Annotated in this window: 18 protein-coding genes; 16 read left to right on the top strand and 2 right to left on the bottom strand. The window is 69.4% G+C overall.

Going from position 1 to position 20,056, the window contains the following annotated elements; translation table 11 throughout:
* Nucleotides 1-8: 8 nt before the first annotated feature.
* The gene (gene opgC / locus AC0IYU_RS11085; protein ID WP_472116459.1) at nt 9-1,151 is read right to left on the bottom strand and encodes an OpgC domain-containing protein; all 1,143 of its coding nucleotides are present in this window, start codon (nt 1,149-1,151) and stop codon (nt 9-11) included.
* 172 nt (nt 1,152-1,323) lie between these two features.
* On the opposite strand from opgC, the gene AC0IYU_RS11080 reads away from it, so the two are divergent.
* The 15 genes from AC0IYU_RS11080 (at nt 1,324) to AC0IYU_RS11010 (ending at nt 17,219) form a co-directional block, all read left to right on the top strand.
* Nucleotides 1,324-7,350, top strand: coding sequence for an alpha-2-macroglobulin family protein (locus tag AC0IYU_RS11080; RefSeq protein WP_472116456.1), 6,027 nt, complete (start codon nt 1,324-1,326; stop codon nt 7,348-7,350).
* A 51-nt stretch (nt 7,351-7,401) separates the two neighbouring features.
* Nucleotides 7,402-8,052, top strand: coding sequence for a hypothetical protein (locus tag AC0IYU_RS11075; RefSeq protein WP_472116454.1), 651 nt, complete (start codon nt 7,402-7,404; stop codon nt 8,050-8,052).
* A 14-nt stretch (nt 8,053-8,066) separates the two neighbouring features.
* Nucleotides 8,067-8,465, top strand: a complete 399-nt coding sequence (locus tag AC0IYU_RS11070) for a VOC family protein (RefSeq protein WP_472116451.1) — start codon at nt 8,067-8,069, stop codon at nt 8,463-8,465.
* On the top strand, nt 8,462-9,019 hold the full coding sequence (locus AC0IYU_RS11065; RefSeq protein WP_472116448.1) for a hypothetical protein: 558 nt from the start codon (nt 8,462-8,464) through the stop codon (nt 9,017-9,019). Before AC0IYU_RS11070 ends, AC0IYU_RS11065 begins: the two co-directional genes overlap by 4 nt.
* Before the next feature lie 2 nt (nt 9,020-9,021).
* Nucleotides 9,022-9,405, top strand: a complete 384-nt coding sequence (locus AC0IYU_RS11060) for a 2OG-Fe(II) oxygenase family protein (protein ID WP_472116445.1) — start codon at nt 9,022-9,024, stop codon at nt 9,403-9,405.
* A gap of 16 nt (nt 9,406-9,421) precedes the next feature.
* Nucleotides 9,422-9,646: a hypothetical protein gene (locus AC0IYU_RS11055; RefSeq protein WP_472116442.1), complete on the top strand. Its 225-nt coding sequence runs from the start codon at nt 9,422-9,424 to the stop codon at nt 9,644-9,646.
* 80 nt (nt 9,647-9,726) lie between these two features.
* Complete coding sequence (locus AC0IYU_RS11050) at nt 9,727-10,095, top strand: SnoaL-like domain-containing protein (protein WP_435483006.1); 369 nt, start codon at nt 9,727-9,729, stop codon at nt 10,093-10,095.
* Between the two features lie 104 nt (nt 10,096-10,199).
* Complete coding sequence (locus AC0IYU_RS11045; protein WP_435435204.1) at nt 10,200-11,117, top strand: LysR family transcriptional regulator; 918 nt, start codon at nt 10,200-10,202, stop codon at nt 11,115-11,117.
* Nucleotides 11,118-11,261: 144 nt separating this feature from the next.
* On the top strand, nt 11,262-11,969 hold the full coding sequence (locus tag AC0IYU_RS11040; protein ID WP_472116439.1) for a hypothetical protein: 708 nt from the start codon (nt 11,262-11,264) through the stop codon (nt 11,967-11,969).
* Between the two features lie 63 nt (nt 11,970-12,032).
* The gene (locus tag AC0IYU_RS11035; protein WP_472116437.1) at nt 12,033-13,358 is read left to right on the top strand and encodes an MFS transporter; all 1,326 of its coding nucleotides are present in this window, start codon (nt 12,033-12,035) and stop codon (nt 13,356-13,358) included.
* Between the two features lies 1 nt (nt 13,359).
* Complete coding sequence (locus AC0IYU_RS11030) at nt 13,360-14,082, top strand: DUF2848 domain-containing protein (protein ID WP_472116434.1); 723 nt, start codon at nt 13,360-13,362, stop codon at nt 14,080-14,082.
* Nucleotides 14,082-15,428, top strand: a complete 1,347-nt coding sequence (locus AC0IYU_RS11025; protein WP_472116431.1) for an amidase — start codon at nt 14,082-14,084, stop codon at nt 15,426-15,428. Before AC0IYU_RS11030 ends, AC0IYU_RS11025 begins: the two co-directional genes overlap by 1 nt.
* 63 nt (nt 15,429-15,491) lie before the next feature.
* On the top strand, nt 15,492-16,073 hold the full coding sequence (locus AC0IYU_RS11020; RefSeq protein ID WP_472116429.1) for a GNAT family N-acetyltransferase: 582 nt from the start codon (nt 15,492-15,494) through the stop codon (nt 16,071-16,073).
* 49 nt (nt 16,074-16,122) lie between these two features.
* Nucleotides 16,123-16,401, top strand: a complete 279-nt coding sequence (locus AC0IYU_RS11015; protein ID WP_472116426.1) for a DUF2277 domain-containing protein — start codon at nt 16,123-16,125, stop codon at nt 16,399-16,401.
* A 191-nt stretch (nt 16,402-16,592) separates the two neighbouring features.
* On the top strand, nt 16,593-17,219 hold the full coding sequence (locus AC0IYU_RS11010; RefSeq protein ID WP_472116423.1) for a LysE family translocator: 627 nt from the start codon (nt 16,593-16,595) through the stop codon (nt 17,217-17,219).
* Nucleotides 17,220-17,295: 76 nt separating this feature from the next.
* Here the strand turns inward: AC0IYU_RS11010 and AC0IYU_RS11005 are convergent, their stop codons facing one another.
* Nucleotides 17,296-17,502: a hypothetical protein gene (locus tag AC0IYU_RS11005; protein ID WP_435435199.1), complete on the bottom strand. Its 207-nt coding sequence runs from the start codon at nt 17,500-17,502 to the stop codon at nt 17,296-17,298.
* Nucleotides 17,503-17,767: 265 nt separating this feature from the next.
* Here AC0IYU_RS11005 and pbpC point away from each other — a divergent pair, with 265 nt between their 5' ends.
* Nucleotides 17,768-20,038 (top strand): penicillin-binding protein 1C, encoded by a 2,271-nt coding sequence (pbpC, locus tag AC0IYU_RS11000; RefSeq protein WP_472116420.1) that lies wholly within the window; start codon nt 17,768-17,770, stop codon nt 20,036-20,038.
* Nucleotides 20,039-20,056: the final 18 nt, after the last annotated feature.

Genomic DNA, 20,056 nt, shown 5'->3' with positions numbered 1-20,056 from the left:
ACCCCGGATCACGCGGCCGCCGGCTGCGACGGCATGTCGTCCGCCGGCGGCGGAAGGTCGGCGCCGCGCGTGAAGCGCGCCACGCCGTACATCCCCGCGAACACCGCCGCCAGCAGCAGGCCGTCGCCCCACCAGGGCCGCGCGGTCTGGCTGTCGCCGTAGAAGGCCAGCACCAGCAGCACCGCCACCAGGTGCGCGCAGAACACCGGCAGCGAGGCCGAGCCCATCGCCTCCAGCCAGTGCATGCGCGGCAGGCGGCGCATCAGCCAAGGCCCGAAGCGCACCGCCAGGATGCCCAGCGCCAGCAGGTTCACCAGCCGCAGCGGGCCCAGCTGCCACTTGTCGAACAGCAGGTTCAGTTCGACGTCGCCGCCGAACGGCGCCTGCCCGTTGATGCCGTGATGCCGCCAGTACAGCCCGTACAACGCAACGCCGGCGGCCAGCACCAGCAGCCACCACGGAAAGCGCAGCGGCTTCGCCTCGGGGCCGTTGCGGGTGGCGCCGATGCAAAGCCCCGCGAACCACAGGAACTGCCAGGCGTAGGTGTTGAACGCGCCCATCTCGTGGAACGGCACCGGCACGCCCAGGTAGTGCACGGCCAGCCCGTAGACCCATTCGCTCAGGCCGAACTGCGCCGCCGCCCACACGGTGGCGCTCACCACCATCACCCAGTTCCAGCCATGGCGCATGGCGAAGGCCAGCACCCAGGGGCTCAGGAGCATGAAAAAGATGTACATCGGCAGGATGTCGAGCAGGGCCGGCTCGTAGATCAGCAGCAGCCCGTACAGGAAGCCGTCGCGCGGCTCGGCCAGGTAGTAGGACACCAGGTTCTTCACCGCCGGCTGGTCGATGTGCAGGCCCACCGCGGCGATCACCGTGAACAGGAACAGCAGGATCGCCGCCTGGCAGAGATAGACCTTCACCACGCGCCGCCAGAAGGCCTTGCGCATCGAGTCCACCCCGCGCGCAAAGCCGATGCGGCTGTAGACCAGCCCGGCCACGAAGGCCGACAGCAGCACGAAGCCCTCGGCGGCCGACACGAAGCCGAAGGGCTGGCCCAGCGGGTCGGTCAGCCGCGTGGGCAGGTGGGTGACGGTCATCAGCACGAGCATCAGCCCGCGCAAGGCGTCTATTTCCCAGTAGCGTTTCATCGGTCGGCGGCAAGGTCTTGGTGGCGGTCCGCGCGGCGCACGCAAGACAGCGCCCGATTGTAAGAAGAGTGGCGTATGCCCAGCCCGCAATCGGTCGACATATGACCCTTGGCACTGCCGAACTGACGTGCAAATCGGCTACGCTGCGCGCTGCCCCAAGGAGGAGTTCCCCGTGACCCGTTTCGTTCCCACATGGCTCTTTGCCGCCGGCGTGCTGCTGGCCGGCCCGAGCTTTGCCCTTCAGATCACCAGCCTGAGCCCGCAGGGCGAGGTGGCACGCGTGCGGCAGATCGTCGCCAAGTTCGACCAGGCGGCCGTCAATTTCGGCGACCCCAAGGCGCCCGCGCCGCTCTCGGTGAGCTGCTCCGACGCGCAGGCCGGCAAGGGCACCGGCCGCTGGACCGACGCCAAGGCCTGGGTCTACGACTTCGAGAACGACCTGCCCCCGGGCGTGCGCTGCACGGTCACGCGCGTTCCCACCTTCAAGCCCAGCGCCGGCGGCGAGCTGACCGGCCCGGAGCGCTACCAGTTCAACACCGGCGGCCCGTTCGTGCGCAGCTACATGCCGGGGAGCTACAGCCGCATCGACGAACAGCAGATGTTCATGCTCGAGCTCAACGGTGCGGCCACGCTGGACAGCGTGCGCCAGAACATCTGGTGCGCCGCCGACGGCGTGGGCGAGCGCATTCCGGTCAAGCTGCTCGACGGCGACCAGCGCGCCGGCCTGCTCAAGGCCTTCGGCCGCGACAAGGCCGCCGAGAAAGACCCGCTGCGCTTCGTCACCCTGCAGTGCAACCGCACGCTCACGCCGGGCGCCAAGGTGCAGGTGGTGTACGGCAAGGGCGTCGCCACGCCTTCGGGGGTGGCCAACAACGTGGAACGCCGCCTCGAGTTCCAGGTGCGCGAGCCCTTCGCGGTGTCGTTCACCTGCGAGCGCGAGAACGCGCAGGCCGCCTGTTTGCCGCTGCGTCCGATGCAGCTGACGTTCAACGCGCCGGTCACGCGCAAGCTGGCTTCGCAGATCCAGCTCAAGGGCGGCGACAAGACGGTCAAGGCCCAGCTCGAAAACGACGGCGGCACGCAGAGCGACGACGACGTGGTCAACGGCGTGTACTTCGGCCCGCCGCTGGCCGAGAGCACCCAGTTCAGCATCGAGCTGCCCTCCAAGTTCGAGGACGCCTCGGGCCGCCCGCTGGCCTCGCCCGGCAGCTTTCCGCTGAAGGTGGCGACCGGCATGATGCCGCCGCTGGCCAAGTTCGCCGCCTCGCCCTTCGGCGTGGTCGAGCGCCTGGCCGAGCCCGACACCCCGGCCATGATGCCGGTGACGGTGCGCCGCGTGGAGCCGCAGCTGATGGTGCAGGCGCTCACGCCCGGCAAGGTGAGCGACATGAACCCGAAGACCGACGCGGAAATCATCGCGTGGTTCCGCAAGGTGCGCCGCTACGACAGCTACAGCATCTCGCGCGAACAGGCGCGCAAGGACGTGAAGGGCCCGCTGCCCCCCGTCATCGACAAGGACGACCGCACCTCGCTGCAGACTCGCATGCTGTCGCTGCTGGCCGGCCAGCCGGGCGTGAAGGCGCTGGACATGCCCAAGTCGGACGGCGGCGACCCGCGCCCCTTCGAAGTCATCGGCATTCCGCTGACCCCCGGCTTCCACGTGCTGGAAATCGCCTCGCAGAAGCTCGGTGAAGCCCTGCTCGACGAGCGCTACAACGCCGGTCGCACGATGTACGTGCGCACCACCGCGCTGGCCACCAACCTGGCCGTGCACTTCAAGCTGGGCCGCGAGAACTCGATGGCCTGGGTCACCACGCTGGACAAGGGCAAGGTCGTGGCCGGCGCCGAAGTGCGCGTGTCCAGCTGCGACGGCAAGGCCGTGGCCACCGGCACCACCGACGCGAACGGCATCGTGATGCTGAACGGCGTTTCGCCGCAGGCGCCGTCATGCAACGGCCCGAACGAGTACGAGCAAGGCGCCTGGTTCGTCAGCGCCCGCGCCAAGGACGACAAGGGCGTGGAAGACCTCGCCTTCACCTGGAGCGACTGGCAGCGCGGCATCGAGCCCTGGCGCTTCAACGTGCCGACCAACCTGCAGCCCGAGCCCGACCGCATCGCGCACACCGTCTTCGACCGCACGCTGCTGCGCGCCGGCGAAACGGTGTCGATGAAGAGCCTGATCCGCACGCAGACCAGCAAGGGCTTCGGCCTGCCGGACCAGCGCCCCGACACGCTCGTCATCACCCACACGGGCAGCGGCCAGCGCTTCACCCAGCCGCTCGCCTGGCGCAAGACCGCCACCGGCGGCCTGAGCGCGGAGAACAGCTTTGCCATTCCGCCGGCCGCCAAGCTCGGCGTGTACGAGGTGATGCTGCGCACCGGCGCCGGCAAGGACGCCGACGGTGACGGGGACAGCGACGGCGAAGACGGCGGCTACAGCCGCAGCTTCAGCACCGGCATGTTCCGCGTCGAGGAATTCCGCCTCCCCGTGCTCGAAGGCCGCATCTCGCCCACCGAGAAGAAGCCGCTGGTCGCCGCGACCAGTGTGCCCACCGACGTGCAGATCAACTACGTGGCCGGCGGCGGTGCGGCCAACCTGCCGGTGCGCGTGTCGGCCATGGTGCGCGGCAAGGCCCTGAGCTTCTCCGACTACGACGCCTTCAGCTTCAACCCGCCGCGCGCCACGCAAGGCGACGGCAGCGAGGCCGCGGCGCCCGCGTCGGACTCGAACACCGGCGAGGAAGACCTCAACAGCGTGAACGACACCCGCGTGATCGCCGACAAGCTGCCCGTCACCCTGAACAAGGACGGCGCCGGCAAGGTCACCGTGGACAAGGTGCCCAAGGTGAAGTCGGCGCGCGAGCTGCTGCTCGAAGCCACCTACGCCGACCCGAACGGCGAGGTGCAGACCATCCGCAGCACGCAGACGCTGTGGCCCGCATCGGTCATTGCCGGCATCAAGACCGAAGGCTGGGTCTCCACCAGCCAGAAGCTGAAGTTCCAGGCGCTCGCGCTCGACCTCACGGGCAAGCCCCAGGCCGGCGTGACGCTCAACGTGCGCGCCGTGGCGCGCATCACCACCACCAGCCGCAAGCGCATGGTGGGCGGCTTCTACACCTACGACAACAAGACCGAGACCAAGGACATCGGCACCGTGTGCAGCGGCAAGAGCGATGCGCGCGGCCTGCTGCTGTGCGAGTCGGAGCTGAAGGAAGCCGGCGAAGTGGAGCTCATCGCCAGCGCCACCGACGGCGAAGGCCGCGAGGCCAAGGCCGTGAGCTCGGTCTACGTGACCAAGCAGGGCGAGCTGTGGTTCGGCGGCGAGGACAACGACCGCATCGACGTGCTGCCCGAGAAGAAGAGCTACCAGCCCGGCGAGGTCGCCAAGTTCCAGGTGCGCAGCCCCTTCCGCTTCGCCACCGCGCTGGTGGCGGTGGAACGCGAAGGCATCATCGAGACGCACGTGGTGCAGCTCGACGGCAAGGACCCGACCGTCACCCTGCAGGTCAAGCCCGAGTGGGGTCCGAACGCCTACATCAGCGTGCTCGCGCTGCGCGGGCGCCTGCGCGAAGTGCCGTGGTACAGCTTCTTCACCTGGGGCTTCAAGTCGCCGCGCGACTGGTGGACGGCCTTCTGGTACGAAGGCAAGGAATACGTGGCGCCCACCGCCATGGTCGACCTGAGCAAGCCGGCCTACCGGCTCGGCATGGCTGAAATTCGCGTCGGCACGCGCGCCCACCAGCTCGACGTGACCGTCACCAGCGACAAGCCCAGCTACCCCATCCGCAGCAAGGCGCAGGTCACCATCACCGCCAAGCTGCCCGACGGCAAGCCGGCCGCTGGCGCCGAAGTGGCGCTGGCCGCGGTCGACCAAGCGCTGCTGGAGCTGATGCCCAACGACAGCTGGAACCTGCTCAACGCCATGCTGCAACGCCGCAGCTGGGGCGTGAGCACCTCCACCGCGCAGATGGAAATCGTCGGCCGGCGCCACTACGGGCGCAAGGCCGTGCCCGCGGGCGGCGGCGGCGGCAAGGGCCAGACGCGCGAACTGCTCGACACCCTGCTGGTGTGGAACCCGAAGGTGGTGCTCGACGCCAACGGCCAGGCCGTGGTGACGGTGCCGCTGAACGACGCGCTCACCACCTTCAAGATCGTGGCCGTGGCCGACTCGGGCACCAGCCTGTTCGGCACCGGGCAGACCAGCATCCAGGCCACGCAAGACCTGCAGATCATCAGCGGCCTGCCCCCGCTGGTGCGCGAGGACGACCAGTTCCGCGCCCAGATCACGCTGCGCAACACCACGCAAAAGCCGATGAAGGTGGAAGCCACGCCGCGCGCCACCCTGCTCACGCTGGAGCCGCAGACCGTGGACATCCCGGCCGGCGAGGCGCGTGAAGTGGCATGGACCGTGACCGCGCCCGCGCAGCTCGCGCAGACACGCGCCGAAGCCATCCTGTGGGAGATCGAGGCGAAAGACACCCTCGGCGGCGCACGCGATGCGCTCAAGGTGCGCCAGCGCATCGTGCCCTCGGTGCCGCTCACGGTGCAGCAGGCCACGCTGGTGCAGCTCGACGGTCCGTTCACGCTCGACGTGGCGCCGCCGGCCGACGCCCTGCCGGGCCGCGGCGGTCTCAAGCTGGCCCTGCAACCGCGGCTGGCCGAAGGCCTGCCGGGCGTGCGCGACTGGTTCGCCAACTACCCCTTCATCTGCCTCGAACAGAAGACCAGCAAGTCGGTCGGCCTGCGCGACGCGAAGATGTGGCAGGGCGTGCTCGCAACGTTGCCCACCTACCTGGACAGCGACGGCCTGGCCAACTACTTCCCGCCGCGCGACGGCGAGGCCAACCGCGGCAGCGACATCCTCACGTCGTACCTGCTCGCGGCAACGAACGAAGCCGCGCAACTCGACCCCGCCTTCGCGCTCGCCGACGACCTGCGCGCGCCGATGGAGTCGGGCCTGATCGCCTTCGTCGAAGGCCGCATCACGCGCGAGTTCTGGAGCCCGCGCAAGGACCTGGACGTGCGCAAGCTCGCCGCGCTCGAAGCGCTCTCGCGCTACGGCAAGGCCAAGGGCAGCATGCTCGGCAGCATCACCATCGCGCCGAACCAGTGGCCCACCAGCGCGGTGATCGACTGGCTCAACATCCTGAAGCGCGTGAACGACGTGCCGCAGCGCCAGCAGCGCCTGGACGAGGCCAACAACGTGCTGAAGGCGCGCCTGTCGTACCAGGGCACCAAGCTGATCTTCAGCACCGAGCAGGACGACTACTGGTGGTGGCTCATGACCAACGGCGACGTCAACACCGCCCGCCTGCTGCTCAGCGTGATGGACGACCCGGCCTGGAAGGACGACATCGGCAAGCTGGCCAACGGCTTCATCGGCCGCCAGCAGAACGGCGCCTGGCACACCACCACCGCCAACCTGTGGGGCGGGCTGGCGCTGGAGAAGTTCAGCAAGGTGTTCGAGAGCACGCCGGTGGCCGGCGTCACGGCCGCCACGCTGGGCGCGGTGAAGGCGCAGGTCGACTGGAGCCGCGTCGAACGCGTGAAGACCAGCGACGCGGCCGGCGCGCCCAACCAGACCACCTTCTTCGGCGCGCCCGCCTCGCCGGGCAACCTGAAGAACAACACGATGTTCCTGCCGTGGGCGGCGTCCCCTTCGGGCGCCCCGGTGCGCGACACGCTGCTGGTGACGCAGCAAGGCACCGGCAAGCCGTGGCTCACGCTGCAGTCGATTGCCGCCGTGCAATTGAAGGCGCCGTTCGCGGCCGGCTACGCGCTCAAGAAGACCATCACTCCGGTCGAGCAGGCCACCGCGGGCAAGTACACCCGCGGCGACGTGCTGCGCGTGACCGTCGAGGTGAACGCCAGCGCCGACATGACCTGGGTTGTCATCAGCGACCCGATTCCGGGCGGCGCCACCATCCTGGGCGGCGGCCTGGGCCGCGACTCGCAGATCGCCACGCAGGGCGAGAAGAAGTCGGGCGCGGGCTGGCCGGCTTTCGAGGAGCGCAGCTTCGAGGCCTTCCGCAGCTACTACGAGTACCTGCCCAAGGGCGTGGTGAAGATGGAATACACCGTGCGCCTGAACAACGTCGGCGACTTCGCGCTGCCGCCCAGCCGCGTCGAGGCGATGTACGCGCCGGAGATGTTCGGCGAGACGCCCAATGCGCGGGTGAAGGTGGAGGCGGCGAAGTAAGCCGCACGCCACACACGACACGACACGACACGAAAAAAAGGGAGAACCCACATGGGACTGGCCATCAGCGTCGGCACGCTTGCCGACTTTCTGCAAAACGACCCCGAAGGCGCCGAGTGGTTCGAGGGCGACTTCGAAATCGTGAACGCCGTGCTGGCGGCGGCAGGCCTGCCGCCGCACGTCGAGCCGCGCGAGCTGCCGCCGCTGGACTCGCGGGCCTCGCTCGACGGGTTTCCGTATTCGTTCATCCACTACCTGCGCCGCGCCTATGCGCATTGCGTGGTGTCGCCCGGCTGGACGGCGACGCCGGTGGAAGAAGGTGACGAGCCGTCGGAAGACCCGGCCGTGCAGGAAGCGCTCGACATCGCGGAAAGCCACCTGATCTGCCACTCGGACGCGGAAGGCTTCTACGTGCCGGTCGACTTCGAGGAAGTGCTGTTCTCCGAATCCGAGTCGGAAGACGAGGCGCTGACCGGCGGCATGCTCGGCTCGTCGTACCGGTTACGCGACGAGCTGGTGCAGGTCGCGCCCGCGCTCGGCATCGCGCTGACCGACGGGCAACTGTCGGACGCGGAAGCGGCGCGCATCGCCGCGCTGGGCGAAGGCGACGAAGGGTTGTTCCGCGAGTACGCGGCGTGGCTGCTGCTCCACGAATCGGCTCGGCTGAGCATTGCGCACAAGACGGCCATCGTCTTCTCCTGAGCGCGCCCCGCCCCATGACGACCCGCCGGCTGGCCACCGTCACCCTGCTCGTGCGCGACTACGACGAAGCCATCCTCTTCTTCACCGAGGCGCTGCGCTTCGAACTTGTCGAAGACACGCCGCGCGGACCGGGCAAGCGCTGGGTGGTGGTCGCACCCACGCACGGCGGGGGCGCCGCGCTGCTGCTGGCCAAGGCCGTGACCGACGAGCAGGCGGCCGGCATCGGCAAGCAGGCCGGTGGCCGGGTCTTCCTGTTTCTCCACACCTCGGACTTCACCGGCGACCACGCCCACATGACGTCGCATGGCGTGCGCTTTCTCGAAGCGCCGCGCCATGAGCCGCACGGCACGGTGGCCGTCTTCCAGGACCTCTGCGGCAACAAGTGGGACCTGATCCAGCCGAGCGACACATGACCCGCAACCGCATCTTCTTCCCGGGCAACCCCTGGCCCGAAGGCCACGCGGTCGACGAGTTCCAGTGGAAGGCCAGCGTGCGCGACGGCCAGGTGTGGTTCGACCTGCATCTGCAAACCGCGGCCTGCGACGCGGAGCGCGAGATCGAAGAGGCCGGCGGGGAAGAAGACGAAGAAGATTTCGCTTCGGACTGGGAGGCCCCCGGCGTGTGGACCAACTACCACCGCTGCACGATCTCCTCGACGAAATGGCCCGGCTACCGCGGCTTCGCGGTCGGGCCTGTGGACGGCTACAGCCTCGAAAGCCTCGACGGTTTCGAAGCCACCGTGGACGACCCGCCGCCCGCGGACCAGAGCGCCAACGCCTTGCACATCTACCTCTTCAGCCATGGCGCGGTGGCACGCCACCGCATCCGGTTCGAACGCATCGCGGGCACCGCATGCTTCAACATCACCTGGACCGGACGCATCGCGCTGAGCTTCGGCGGCGAACCCGACTACGACCGCGAGTTCACCGCCACGCTCTTCGGCATCGAGGCGCCCGCCCCGGCCTGACGATGCGCTGGCTCGCGTCATTGCACAGCTACTTCGCGCAGGCCTTCCGCTGGCAGCGCGGCCGCCAGGGCACGGGCTACGACAAGATGCTGCTGGCCACCGCGCGCTGGCCGCTGCCCTTCGACAGCTACCTGCTGCGCTACCCCGAAGGCTCGGAGATTCCGCCGCACACCGATCCGGTGCAGGCCGGGCGGCACTACCGGCTCAACATCGTGCTGAAGTCGCCGCGCGCGGGCGGCGAGTTCGTGTGCGCCGACCCGATCTTCGAGACGCGGCGCATCAAGCTCTTCAGGCCCGATGCCTGCGAGCACAGCGTGACGCGGGTGGTCGGCGGCAGCCGCTATGTGTTCTCGCTGGGCTGGGTGCGCCCGGCACGGTCCCGCTGATCCCAAGGATCCCTCGATGGCCTACCTGCTGCCCCTGCTTTTCTTGCTTCCCCTGGGCGCTGTCGTGCTCTTCGGCGGCTATCTGCTGCGTGCGATCCTGCCCCGGCAACATGCGCTGCAATCACGGCTCACCGACGAAGCCATCGCTGACTACGTCGGCCTCGCCATGAAGAACGTGAAAGGCATCCTCGGCGTCCTCTTGGTCATCTACTTTCTGGTGGTCGGCTTTCTCTACGGCTGACCGCGCTGCAGGCAGTGTCGAACGCCCTCTGGCGCACGCATCGGCCTAAACTGCCCCTCCCTCTTCTTCAGGAGAAAGCCATGACCACGATGGAAATCGCGAACCAGCTCGTCGCGCTGTGCCGGCAAGGAAAGTTCCAGGACGCCAGGGCGCTCTACGCCGACGACGCCGTGAGCGTCGAGGCGGGCGCGCCGCCCGGCGGCCAGCGCGAGGCCGTGGGCCTGGCGGCCATCGAGGCCAAGGGCAAGTGGTGGACCGACAACCACGAGGTGCACTCGGCCAAGATCACCGGCCCGTGGCCGCACGACGACCGCTTCATCGTCGGCTTCGAATTCGACGTGACCATGAAGCCCACGGGCCAGCGCTTCACGATGGAAGAAGCGGGCCTGTACACGGTGAAGGACGGGGCCATCGTGCGCGAAGAGTTCTTCTATTCGATGGGCGGCTGAGACCGGCGCGCGCGGCGTCGGTTGCGGCAACCGCGGGTGCCGGCCCACCCGCCACGGCACACTCCCGGGCACGAACCCCGGCAAAATGCCCCGCAGGTGCCCTCATGAACACAAGATTTGTCGAAGCCTTTCTCTGGGCCGCCAGGCTGGGCAGCTTCCGCGCGGCCAGCGACCGGCTGCACATCACGCAGGCGGCGGTGTCCAACCGCGTCGCCTCGCTCGAAGAAGACATCGGCGCGCGCCTGTTCGAACGCGACGCGCGCGAGCTGCGGCTCACGCCGGTGGGCGTGCGGCTCATGGACTACGGCGAGCGCCTGCTCGAGCTGCGCCGCGAGATCGTCTCGCTCGGCCGACCGCGCGAAGACCTGCTGGGGCTGGTGCGCATCGGCGCCATCGAGACCGTCGTGCACACCTGGCTGCTCGGCTTTCTGACCAACCTGCGCTCCACCTACCCCGGCATCGAGGTGCAGCTGACCTCCGAGACCACGCTGGCCCTGCACCGTGGCCTGCGCGAAGGGGCGCTGGACATCGCGCTGCAGACCGACCACATCGCCGGCGCAGGCATCGTGAGCACGCCGTGCCTGCCGATGCCCATGGGCTGGGTCGGGCCGCAGGGCGCCGAAGCGACGCAGACGGTCGACCAGCTGCTGCGCCAGCCCGTGCTGACCATGAGCCCCGGCTCGCAGCCGCACGAGGCGCTGAAGAACCTGTACCGCGCGGCGGGCATTCCGCTGGGCAAGGTGCACTGCGTGAGCTCCATCTCCGCGCTGGCGCGGCTGGTGAAGTCGGGCTTCGGCAACGCGCTGGTGCCGCTGCCGCCGGTGTACGAGTACGTGGCCAGCGGCGACGTGCGCATCATCGAATGCGATGCGCTCATCTCGCCGCAGCGGCTTGTGGTGAGCCACCTGGAGGCGGCCGACTCCGACGCCATCCGCCTCGTGGCCGAGCTGGCATGCCGGGCGTCGGACCAGTTCACGGCCTCGGCAATCGCACCAACCTGGAGCGGCACTTCAGAGGGTTAACCCTCGAAATCGTGCATTTCCGCCCCACGAAGGGGCCAGTAATTCTTGTGCCTGTCGCCCACAAAAACTCGTTTGTGACAGCGGCACCCTGCGACGGAAGATCGCGCCTTCAAATTTCGAAGGCCCGCCCGCTCCTCCGCCGCCATGACCACACCCGTCTCCAACCTCGACGCTTCTTCCCTTCCTGACAACGACATCGACGCAGCGGCCGTGAACGGCCTGCTGTTCGTCGCCTCCGACGTCGACGCCGCCGACGACGCCGACTTCAACCGCTGGTACGACCGGGAACACGTGGAAGAGCGCGTGCGCATTCCGGGCTTCCTGTCGGGCGCACGCTACTCGTCGCTGGAGGGCGGGCGCAAGTACCTGGGCCTGTACCGCACCGAATCGCTGGCGGTGTTCCGCTCGGCGGGCTACCGCGCCGCGTTCGAGAAGCAGACGCCGTGGTCCATCGCCAACCTCGATCGCATGCGCCAGCCGATCCGCCGCGTGTGTGCCGTGCGCGCCGTCACCGGCTTCGGCAGCGGCAGCCATGCGGTCGTGCTGCCGCTGCCCCTGAGCACCGATGCCGAGGCGCTCGCTGCCCATGCCGCACGCGTGGGCCGGGCGCTGGCCGAGCAGGCAGGCTTCGTGCAGTCGTACCTGCTCGTGCCCGACACCGCGCTGAGCACGCCGCTGCCGCGCGAAGCCACTGAAGGCCGCGTGCTGCAGCCGATGCTGGTGATCGAGGCGAGCAACGCCGCCGCCGCGCGCACCGCGCGTGCCACGGCTGCCACCGCCTTCGACACCGACCCCGCCACCGGCTGGCTGCTCGCGCTCGGCTGGAAGCTGGGTGCGGCCGAGCTGCGCTGATTTTTTCCGCCTTTCCGCCCTTCCGCCTTGTCCCTCCGACTTCACCGAACAAAGGTATTTCCAATGACCGAACATGTTCTTCCCGCTGCGCCCCCGGCAGCCAAGCCCGGCGCCCCCGGCTCCCCCAAGATGGGCCGCCTGGCCATGGCCAGCTCCATCGGCACCACGCTCGAGTGGTACGACTTCACGGTCTACAACATCATGGCCGCGCTGGTCTTCAACGCGGTGTTCTTCCCGTCGTTCGACCCGCTGACCGGCACCATCCTGGCCTTCTCGACCTATGCGGTCGGCTACATCTCGCGCCCGCTGGGCGGCGTGGTGTTCGGCCACCTGGGCGACCGGCTGGGCCGGCGCTTCGTGCTGGTGGCCACGCTGGTGATCATGGGCATTTCCACCGGTCTGATGGGCTTGCTGCCCACCTATGCCACGTGGGGCATCTGGGCGCCCGTGGCGCTGGTGGCGCTGCGCTTCGTGCAGGGCGTGGCGCTCGGCGGCGAATGGGCCGGCGCGGTGCTGCTGTCGATGGAACACGGCAAGCCCGACGAGCGCGGGCGCAACGCCTCGTTCACGCAGGTCGGCCCGTCGTGCGGCACGCTGATCGGCACCGGCTTCATCGCCATCGTGTCGGCCTGGCTGAGCCCGGAAGAATTCCAGGCCTGGGGCTGGCGCCTGCCGCTGATCTCCAGCGTCGCGCTGGTGCTGTTCGGCCTGTGGCTGCGCCGCGGCGTGGACGAGACGCCCGTGTTCCTCGAGATGGAGCAGAAGAAGGCCACCGCCAAGACGCCCATCAAGGAAGTGTTCACGCAGCACTGGCGCAGCCTGCTGGTGGCCGGCGGCTCGCGCATCGGCTCCGACGTGCTGTACGCGCTGGTGGTGGTGTTCACGCTGACCTACGTGACCACGGTGCTGCACCTGTCGCGTCCGCTGGCGCTCACCGCCACCATGATCGGCGCGGCCTGCAACGCGATTGCGGTGCCGTGGTTCGGCGGGCTGTCCGACCGCATCGGCCGCCGTCCGGTCTACATCGCCGGCGCGCTGCTGGGCATGGTGTGGGCCTTCGTGTTCTTCGTGCTGATGGACAGCGCGCACCCGGTCGCCATCTGCGCGGCGGTGGTGGTCGGCCTGCTGATCCACGCCATGATGTACGGCCCGCAAGCCGCCTTCGTGACCGAGCAGTTCCCCGGCCGCGTGCGCTACGCGGGCGCTTCGCTGGCCTACACGCTGGCGGGCATCCTGGGCGGCGGCTTCGCGCCGCTGATCATCGCGAGCCTGTTCAAGTCGTGGGGCAGCACGCTGGCCGTGTCGCTCTACGTGGTGGCCGCGCTGGGCCTGACGCTGATCGCCCTGGTGGTGGCCCGCGAAACCGCCAAGCGCCCGCTGGAGACCTGAGATGAGCATGCAACGACTGCACTTTGCCTGCGAGCGCCTGGCCGCCGACGGCACGCGCTCCACCGCCCTGCACACCGTGGCGCCCCGCGCGCTGGTGGTGGCGGGCTGGACCGGCCGCGACGTGGCCGCCATCGAGCACCACATCGAGGAACTCGCGGCCATCGGCGTGCCGCGCCCGTCGAGCGTGCCGCTGTACTACCGCGTGGCCGCCCAGTTGCTGACGCAGTCGCCCGACATCGAGGCGCTGGGCGACCAGAGCTCCGGCGAGGCCGAGCCCGTGTTCTTCTTCTCGCAGGGCGAGTGGTGGCTGAGCGTGGGCTCCGACCACACCGACCGCAAGGTCGAGAGCTACTCGGTGGCCGTGTCGAAGCAGATGTGCGCCAAGCCCGTGGCCGGCACGGCCTGGCGCTGGGCCGACGTGCAGGCGCACCAGGACACCATCGAGCTGCACTCGCGCATCCTGGAAGACGGCCGCTGGGTCGACTACCAGCGCGGCACGCTCGCATCGATCCGCCCGCTGGCCGCCCTGCGCGACGGCATGCCCGGCATGGGCGCAGAACCCGAGGGCCTGTTCATGACCTGCGGCACGCTGGGCGCATTGCCCAACGCCAGGGGCGAAGGCATTCGCCCCGCCACGCAGATGGAAATCGAGCTGCACGACCCGAAGCTGCAGCGGCGCATCGTGCATCGCTACGCGGTGCAGGCACTGCCGGTGGTGGCGTGATGAACAGCAACGACATCACCATCGCCGCCCTGCGCGCACGCATCGCGCGCGGCGAGCTGTCGCATGAAGCGCTGATCGACCAGGTGCTCGACGCGGCGGCGCTGCCCGCCGCCGAGCATGTGTTCACGCGGCTCTACGCCGACGGTGCCCGCGCCGCGGCGCGCCATGCCGACGCGGCACGCAAGGCCGGCATCGAACTCGGCGCGCTGGCCGGCCTGCCCGTGACGGTGAAAGACCTCTACGACGTGGCCGGCGAGACCACGCTCGCAGGCTCCGCCGTGTGCGTGGGCGAACCGGCGGCCCTGCATGACGCCGTGGCCGTGGCCCGGCTGCGCACCCAGGGCGCGGCCATCGTCGGCAAGACCAACATGACCGAGTTCGCGTTCTCGGGCGTGGGCATCAACCCGCACTACGGCACGCCGCGCAACCCGGCGGATGCAGGCACGCCGCGCATTCCGGGCGGCTCGTCGTCGGGCGCGGCCGTGTCGGTGGCGCTGGGGCTGGCCGTCGCCGGGCTGGGCTCGGACACGGGCGGCTCCATCCGCATTCCGGCCGCGCTGTGCGGCCTGGTCGGCTTCAAGAGCACGCAGTCGCGCGTGCCGCGCACCGGCGCCTTCGAGCTGGCGCGCTCGCTCGACACCGTCTGCGCCATGGCGCGCTCGGTGGAAGACTGCCTGACAGCGGACGCGGCGATTGCCGATGCACCGCTCGCCGTGCGCCGCCGACCGCTGCAGGGCATGCGGCTGGCGGTGCCGCGCACGCTGATGTTCGATGACATCGAGCCCGCCGTGGCGCAGGCCTTCGACCGCGCGCTGCAGTCGCTTTCCGCAGCCGGCGCGCAGATCGTCGACATCACGCTGGCCGAGCTTGCGGAGATCGCGACCGTCAACGCGCCCGGCGGCTTCTCGCCCGTGGAAGCATCGGCCGTGCACCGCGAGCGTTTCGCAAGCAAGCGCGACGGCTTCGACGCCCGCGTGGCCGCGCGCATCGCGCTGGGCACCGAAGTGCGCGCCGCCGACTACATCGCCATGCAGGACCGCCGCCGCGACTGGACCGGCCGCGTCGCGCGCGCCATCGAAGGCTTCGACGCGCTCGTGTGCCCGACCGTGCCCATCGTGGCGCCGCCCATCGCGGCGCTGGCGCAGGACGCAGCCTTCTTCAAGGCCAACGGCCTGCTGCTGCGCAACACCTTCGCGATCAACCTGTTCGACGGCTGCGCGTTCAGCCTGCCGTGCCATGCGCCGGGCGAACTGCCGGTGGGGCTGATGCTGTCTTCGGTGCGCGGCGACGATGCGCGCCTGGCCGCCGTGGCGCTGGCCGCCGAGCGGGTGGTGCGGCCCGCCTGACGCAAGGAGGGGCTGGCGGCACCCGGTGACGGCGCCATGCCGTCATCGGCTATCTTCGGTTTCATGTCCCTCGCGCAACCTTCACTCACCGGCCCTCGCCTGCTGCTGCGCCCGCTGCTCGGGTCCGACGCGGCAGCACTCTTGAATGCTGCCGCCGACGGCGAGCTCTGGAACCTGCCGTTCACCGTCGTGCCCTCGGCCGCCACGGTCGACGCCTACATCGGCAACGCCCTCGCGGGCCGAGACGCGGGCACGGTGATGCCGTTTGCCACGGTGCTGCGCGAAACGGGCGAGGTCATCGGCTCCACGCGCTTCTGGAAGATCGACCGCCTCAACCGCAAGCTGGAAATCGGCAGCACCTGGATCGCCGCGTCGTGGCAGAAGACCTTCGTGAACACGGAGGCCAAGTTCCTGATGCTGCGCCATGCGTTCGAAGAACTGCGGTGCGTGCGGGTGCAGTTCACCACCGACGAGATCAACGCAAAGTCGCGCGCGGCGATCCTGCGGCTGGGCGCGAAGCAGGAAGGCATCGTGCGGCACGAGCGGATCATGCCGGACGGCCGCAAGCGCAACTCGGTGCGTTTCAGCATCATCGACGACGAGTGGCCGCAGGTGAAGCAACAGCTGCAGGAGCGGCTTGGCTAGACTGGACGGTGCAGCGCCGCGCTGCTTCATGTCGAAACGGAGAGCGCCCATGTGCCGCAGCATCAAGACCCTCTACAACTTCGAGCCCCCTGCCACCGAGCAGGAAATTCGCGCGGCTGCCCTGCAGTTCGTGCGCAAGCTCAGCGGCTTCAGCGTGCCGTCCCGCGCCAACGAGGAAGCCTTCGAGCGCGCGGTCGACGAGATGAGCTCCGTTGCCGCGCGGCTGCTCGAGTCGCTGGTGACCACGGCACAACCCCGGGATCGCGAGACCGAGGCCGAGCGCAGCAAAGCCCGCAATGCGGTGCGATTCGGAGCTGCTGCCGGCTGAAGCGCCGGGCGCCGTCCAGGGCACACCCGCTGCGCGTCCAGCGCACAGGCAAGCACCCGGCGGCGCATGCGAGCGCCTTGGCCACAAGTGCGCCTTCAACATAAGCTGCGTTGACGGCCGGAGCAATAGCTGGCACCGTCCACCGGCCAAGATACGGCATCTCTCACACCGAACACCAGGAGCACACCCCCATGCCCTTCGAACTCTGGCTCGCCTTCGCCGCAGCCTCCGCGCTGATGCTCGTCATTCCAGGGCCCACCATCCTCACGGTGATCAGCTACTCCATGTCGCATGGCCGCCGCGCCAACGTGCCCCTGGTGGCTGCCGTGGCGCTCGGCGATTCCACGGCGTTGGTGGTGTCGCTGTTGGGCCTGGGCGCGCTGCTGGCCACTTCGGCCTTCTGGTTCACGGTGGTCAAGTGGGTGGGCGGGCTGTACCTGATCTATCTCGGCATCAAGCTGCTGCGTGCGGGAGTGTCGCCCGCCGAGATCGCAAAGCCGGCCGCGCCCGTGTCGCGCCTGCGCCTGTTCGCCAACACCTACCTGGTGACGGCGCTCAACCCCAAGGGCATCGTGTTCTTCGTGGCATTCCTGCCGCAGTTCATCAGCCCGGCGGCCGATGTCACGCGCCAGCTGTGGGTGCTGGCCGTCACCTTCGTGGTGCTGGCTGCCACGAACGCCACGCTGTATGCGGTGTTCGCAGGCTCGGCGCGCAAGCTGCTTTCTTCGCCGCGCGCGCAGAAGCGATTCAACCTGGCGGGCGGTTCGCTGCTGAGTGCCGCGGGTGTCTGGGCACTGATGGCGCGCCGACCGGGCTGACAAGCACCCGCGCCGCAAAGAAAAAAGGCCGCGAAGCTCTTTGCTTCGCGGCCTTCTTGCCTGTGGTCCGCCGCAATCAGTTGCGGTTCGGATTGTTCGGGTTGCGGTCGTAGCGGTTGGGCACGCCGTCTCCGTCACGGTCCCGGTCGGCACGGTTGGGCACGCCGTCGCGGTCCCGGTCGCCGTAGCCACCGCGCGGCGGTGGCGGGCGGTCGTAAGGCACGGCCACGCAGCCTGCGAGGAAGGCCGAAGCGGCCAGCAAGATTGCCAAAGTCTTTGTCATGTGAGTTCTCCTTGGAGTGTTTGTGGAACCGGGCATCGCCTCCTGCGAGCCGGCATTGCATTGAAGGCCACGCCGGTACGCATCGGGTTTCCGGATGAAGGCCCTTGCGTGAAGTTCGTTACCGTGTGTGGAACCTGGTGCGAACTTTGGCGTGAAGTTCTTTCACGCCGAGGCAGCCTTCGGCCCGTCCCCGAGTAGGCGCGGTTCCCGTGGGCCATCGCAGAGAATGTCGACGGCCCCACCTCCGGACACCCACCTTTCCTCGATGCAGCTCGCGCCCTTCCTTCCTACCCGCAAGATCCTCGCCTCGGCACTGCTGGCCGCGGTTTGCATGCACCCGGCCTGGGCCATTGCGGCGTTCGTGAGCTTCGAGGACGTGAAGCGCGAGTTCCGCTCGTCCGACACCGCCGTGCTCGACCGCAACGGCGAACTGCTGCAACGCGTGCGCACCGACGCCACCGTGCGGCGCGGCCAGTGGACCGCATTGGCCGACGTGTCCCCGGCGCTGCGCACGGCCATGGTGCTGAGCGAAGACCGGCGCTTCTACGAACACAGCGGCATCGACTGGCGCGCCGTGTCGGCCGCCGCGTGGGGCAACCTGTGGAACACCCGCACGCGCGGCGCCTCGACCATCACCATGCAGCTGTCGGGCCTGCTCGACGACTACCTGCGCCGCAACTCGGGCGGGCGCAGCTTCACCCAGAAGATCGGCCAGACCGTGGCGGCCGCGCAGCTGGAGCGCAGCTGGCGCAAGGACCAGATCCTGGAGGCCTACCTCAACACCGTGCCGTTCCGCGGCGAGATCGTCGGCATCGACGCGCTCTCGCGCACGCTGTTCGGCAAGGCGCCCAGCGGCCTCGATGCACGCGAGGCCGCTGTCGCTTCCGCACTGGTGCGCGCGCCCAATGCCAAGCCCGCCGTGGTGGCGCAGCGCGCCTGCGAGGTGCTGCGCGTGATGGAGCCGCAGCACAAGGTCGACTGCGAGGCGCTGGACATGTTCACCAGCGCGGCGGTGCAGCGGCGCGCCTTCGATGCGAATGAAGGCATTGCGCCGCATGCGGCGCGCCGGGTGTTGCGGGAAATAAGGGATGCGGATGCGGGGGCAGCCCCCACCCCGGCCCCGCCGCAGCGGGCGAAGGAGAAAGACAACGACAAGGACCCCGGGGTCCGGACGAGCCTGCGCGCACCGCTGCAACGCTTTGCGCTCGACACGCTGCAGCGGCACCTGCGCGAGCTGCGCGAGCGGCATGTGGAAGACGGCGCGCTGGTCGTGCTCGACAACGCCACCGGCGAGGTGCTCGCATGGGTCGGCTCCTCGGGCCCGCTGAGCCAGGCGGCCGAGGTCGACGGCGTGACCGCGCTGCGCCAGCCGGGCTCCACGCTCAAGCCGCTGCTCTACGGGCAGGCCATTGCCGAGCGGCGCATCACGGCGGCCTCGCTGATCGAGGACTCGTCGGCGCAGATCAGCACCGCCAGCGGCCTCTACATTCCGCAGAACTACGACCGCCGCTTCAAGGGCCCGGTGTCGGCGCGCACCGCGCTGGCCGCCTCGCTCAACGTGCCGGCGGTGCGCACGTTGGTGATGGTGTCGCCCGAGTCGTTCGCGCGCGAGCTGCGCGCCGCCGGGCTGCCGCTGCGCGAAAGCGGCGACTACTACGGCTACAGCCTCGCACTGGGCAGCGCCGAGGTGTCGCTGCTGTCGCTCACCAACGCGTACCGCATGCTGGCCAATGGCGGGCGCTACGGCACGACGACCATGACGGTGCGCACGAGCACACCCTCCGACAAGACCAAGGCCGCAGCGCCGCCGCTGCTCGATGCGCGCGCCGCCTTCATCGTCGGCGACATCCTCTCCGACCCCAACGCGCGCACCCGCACCTTCGGCCTCGACAGCATTCTGTCCACCCGCTTCTGGACGGCCGTGAAGACCGGCACCAGCAAGGACATGCGCGACAACTGGGCCGTGGGCTGGTCGCAGCGCTACACGGTGGGCGTGTGGGTGGGCAACGCCAGCGGCGAATCGATGTGGGACGTGAGCGGCACCAGCGGCGCCGCGCCGGTGTGGGCCGAGGTGATGCGCTTCCTGCACGCGCGCGAACCGAGCCGCGCGCCCGCGCCACCGCCCGGCCTGGTCGAGGCGCGCGTCGAGTTCGGCCCCGGCGCCGACGGTGCCCCGCTCGAAGCGGCGCGCGCCGAATGGTTCCTGCAGGGCACCGAGCAGCCGATGTTCGCGCTGGACACCGGCATGGCCGCGGACACCGGCTTTGCGCGCATCACCGCGCCGTCGGACGGCACCATCATCGCGGTCGACCCCGACATTCCGCCGCTGCGCCAGCGCGTGCGCTTCGAGTCCGAAGGGCGCGGCGTGCAGTGGCGCATCGACGGCAAGTTCTTTGCGCGCGGCAACAGCGCGCAGTGGCTGCCCTGGCCGGGCCGGCACGTGATCGAGCTGGTGGACGCCACCGGCAAGGTGGCCGACCAGCGCCGCATCGAGGTGCGCGGCGCGGGCGTGGTGACGAAGAGCGCGCGGCGCTGAAAAGAACCAGCCACAACA

The sequence above is a fragment of the Variovorax sp. AC103 genome (assembly GCF_979254005.1).
Note: the sequence above shows the minus strand (reverse complement) of the source record. Positions and strands in the feature narration are given on the sequence as shown.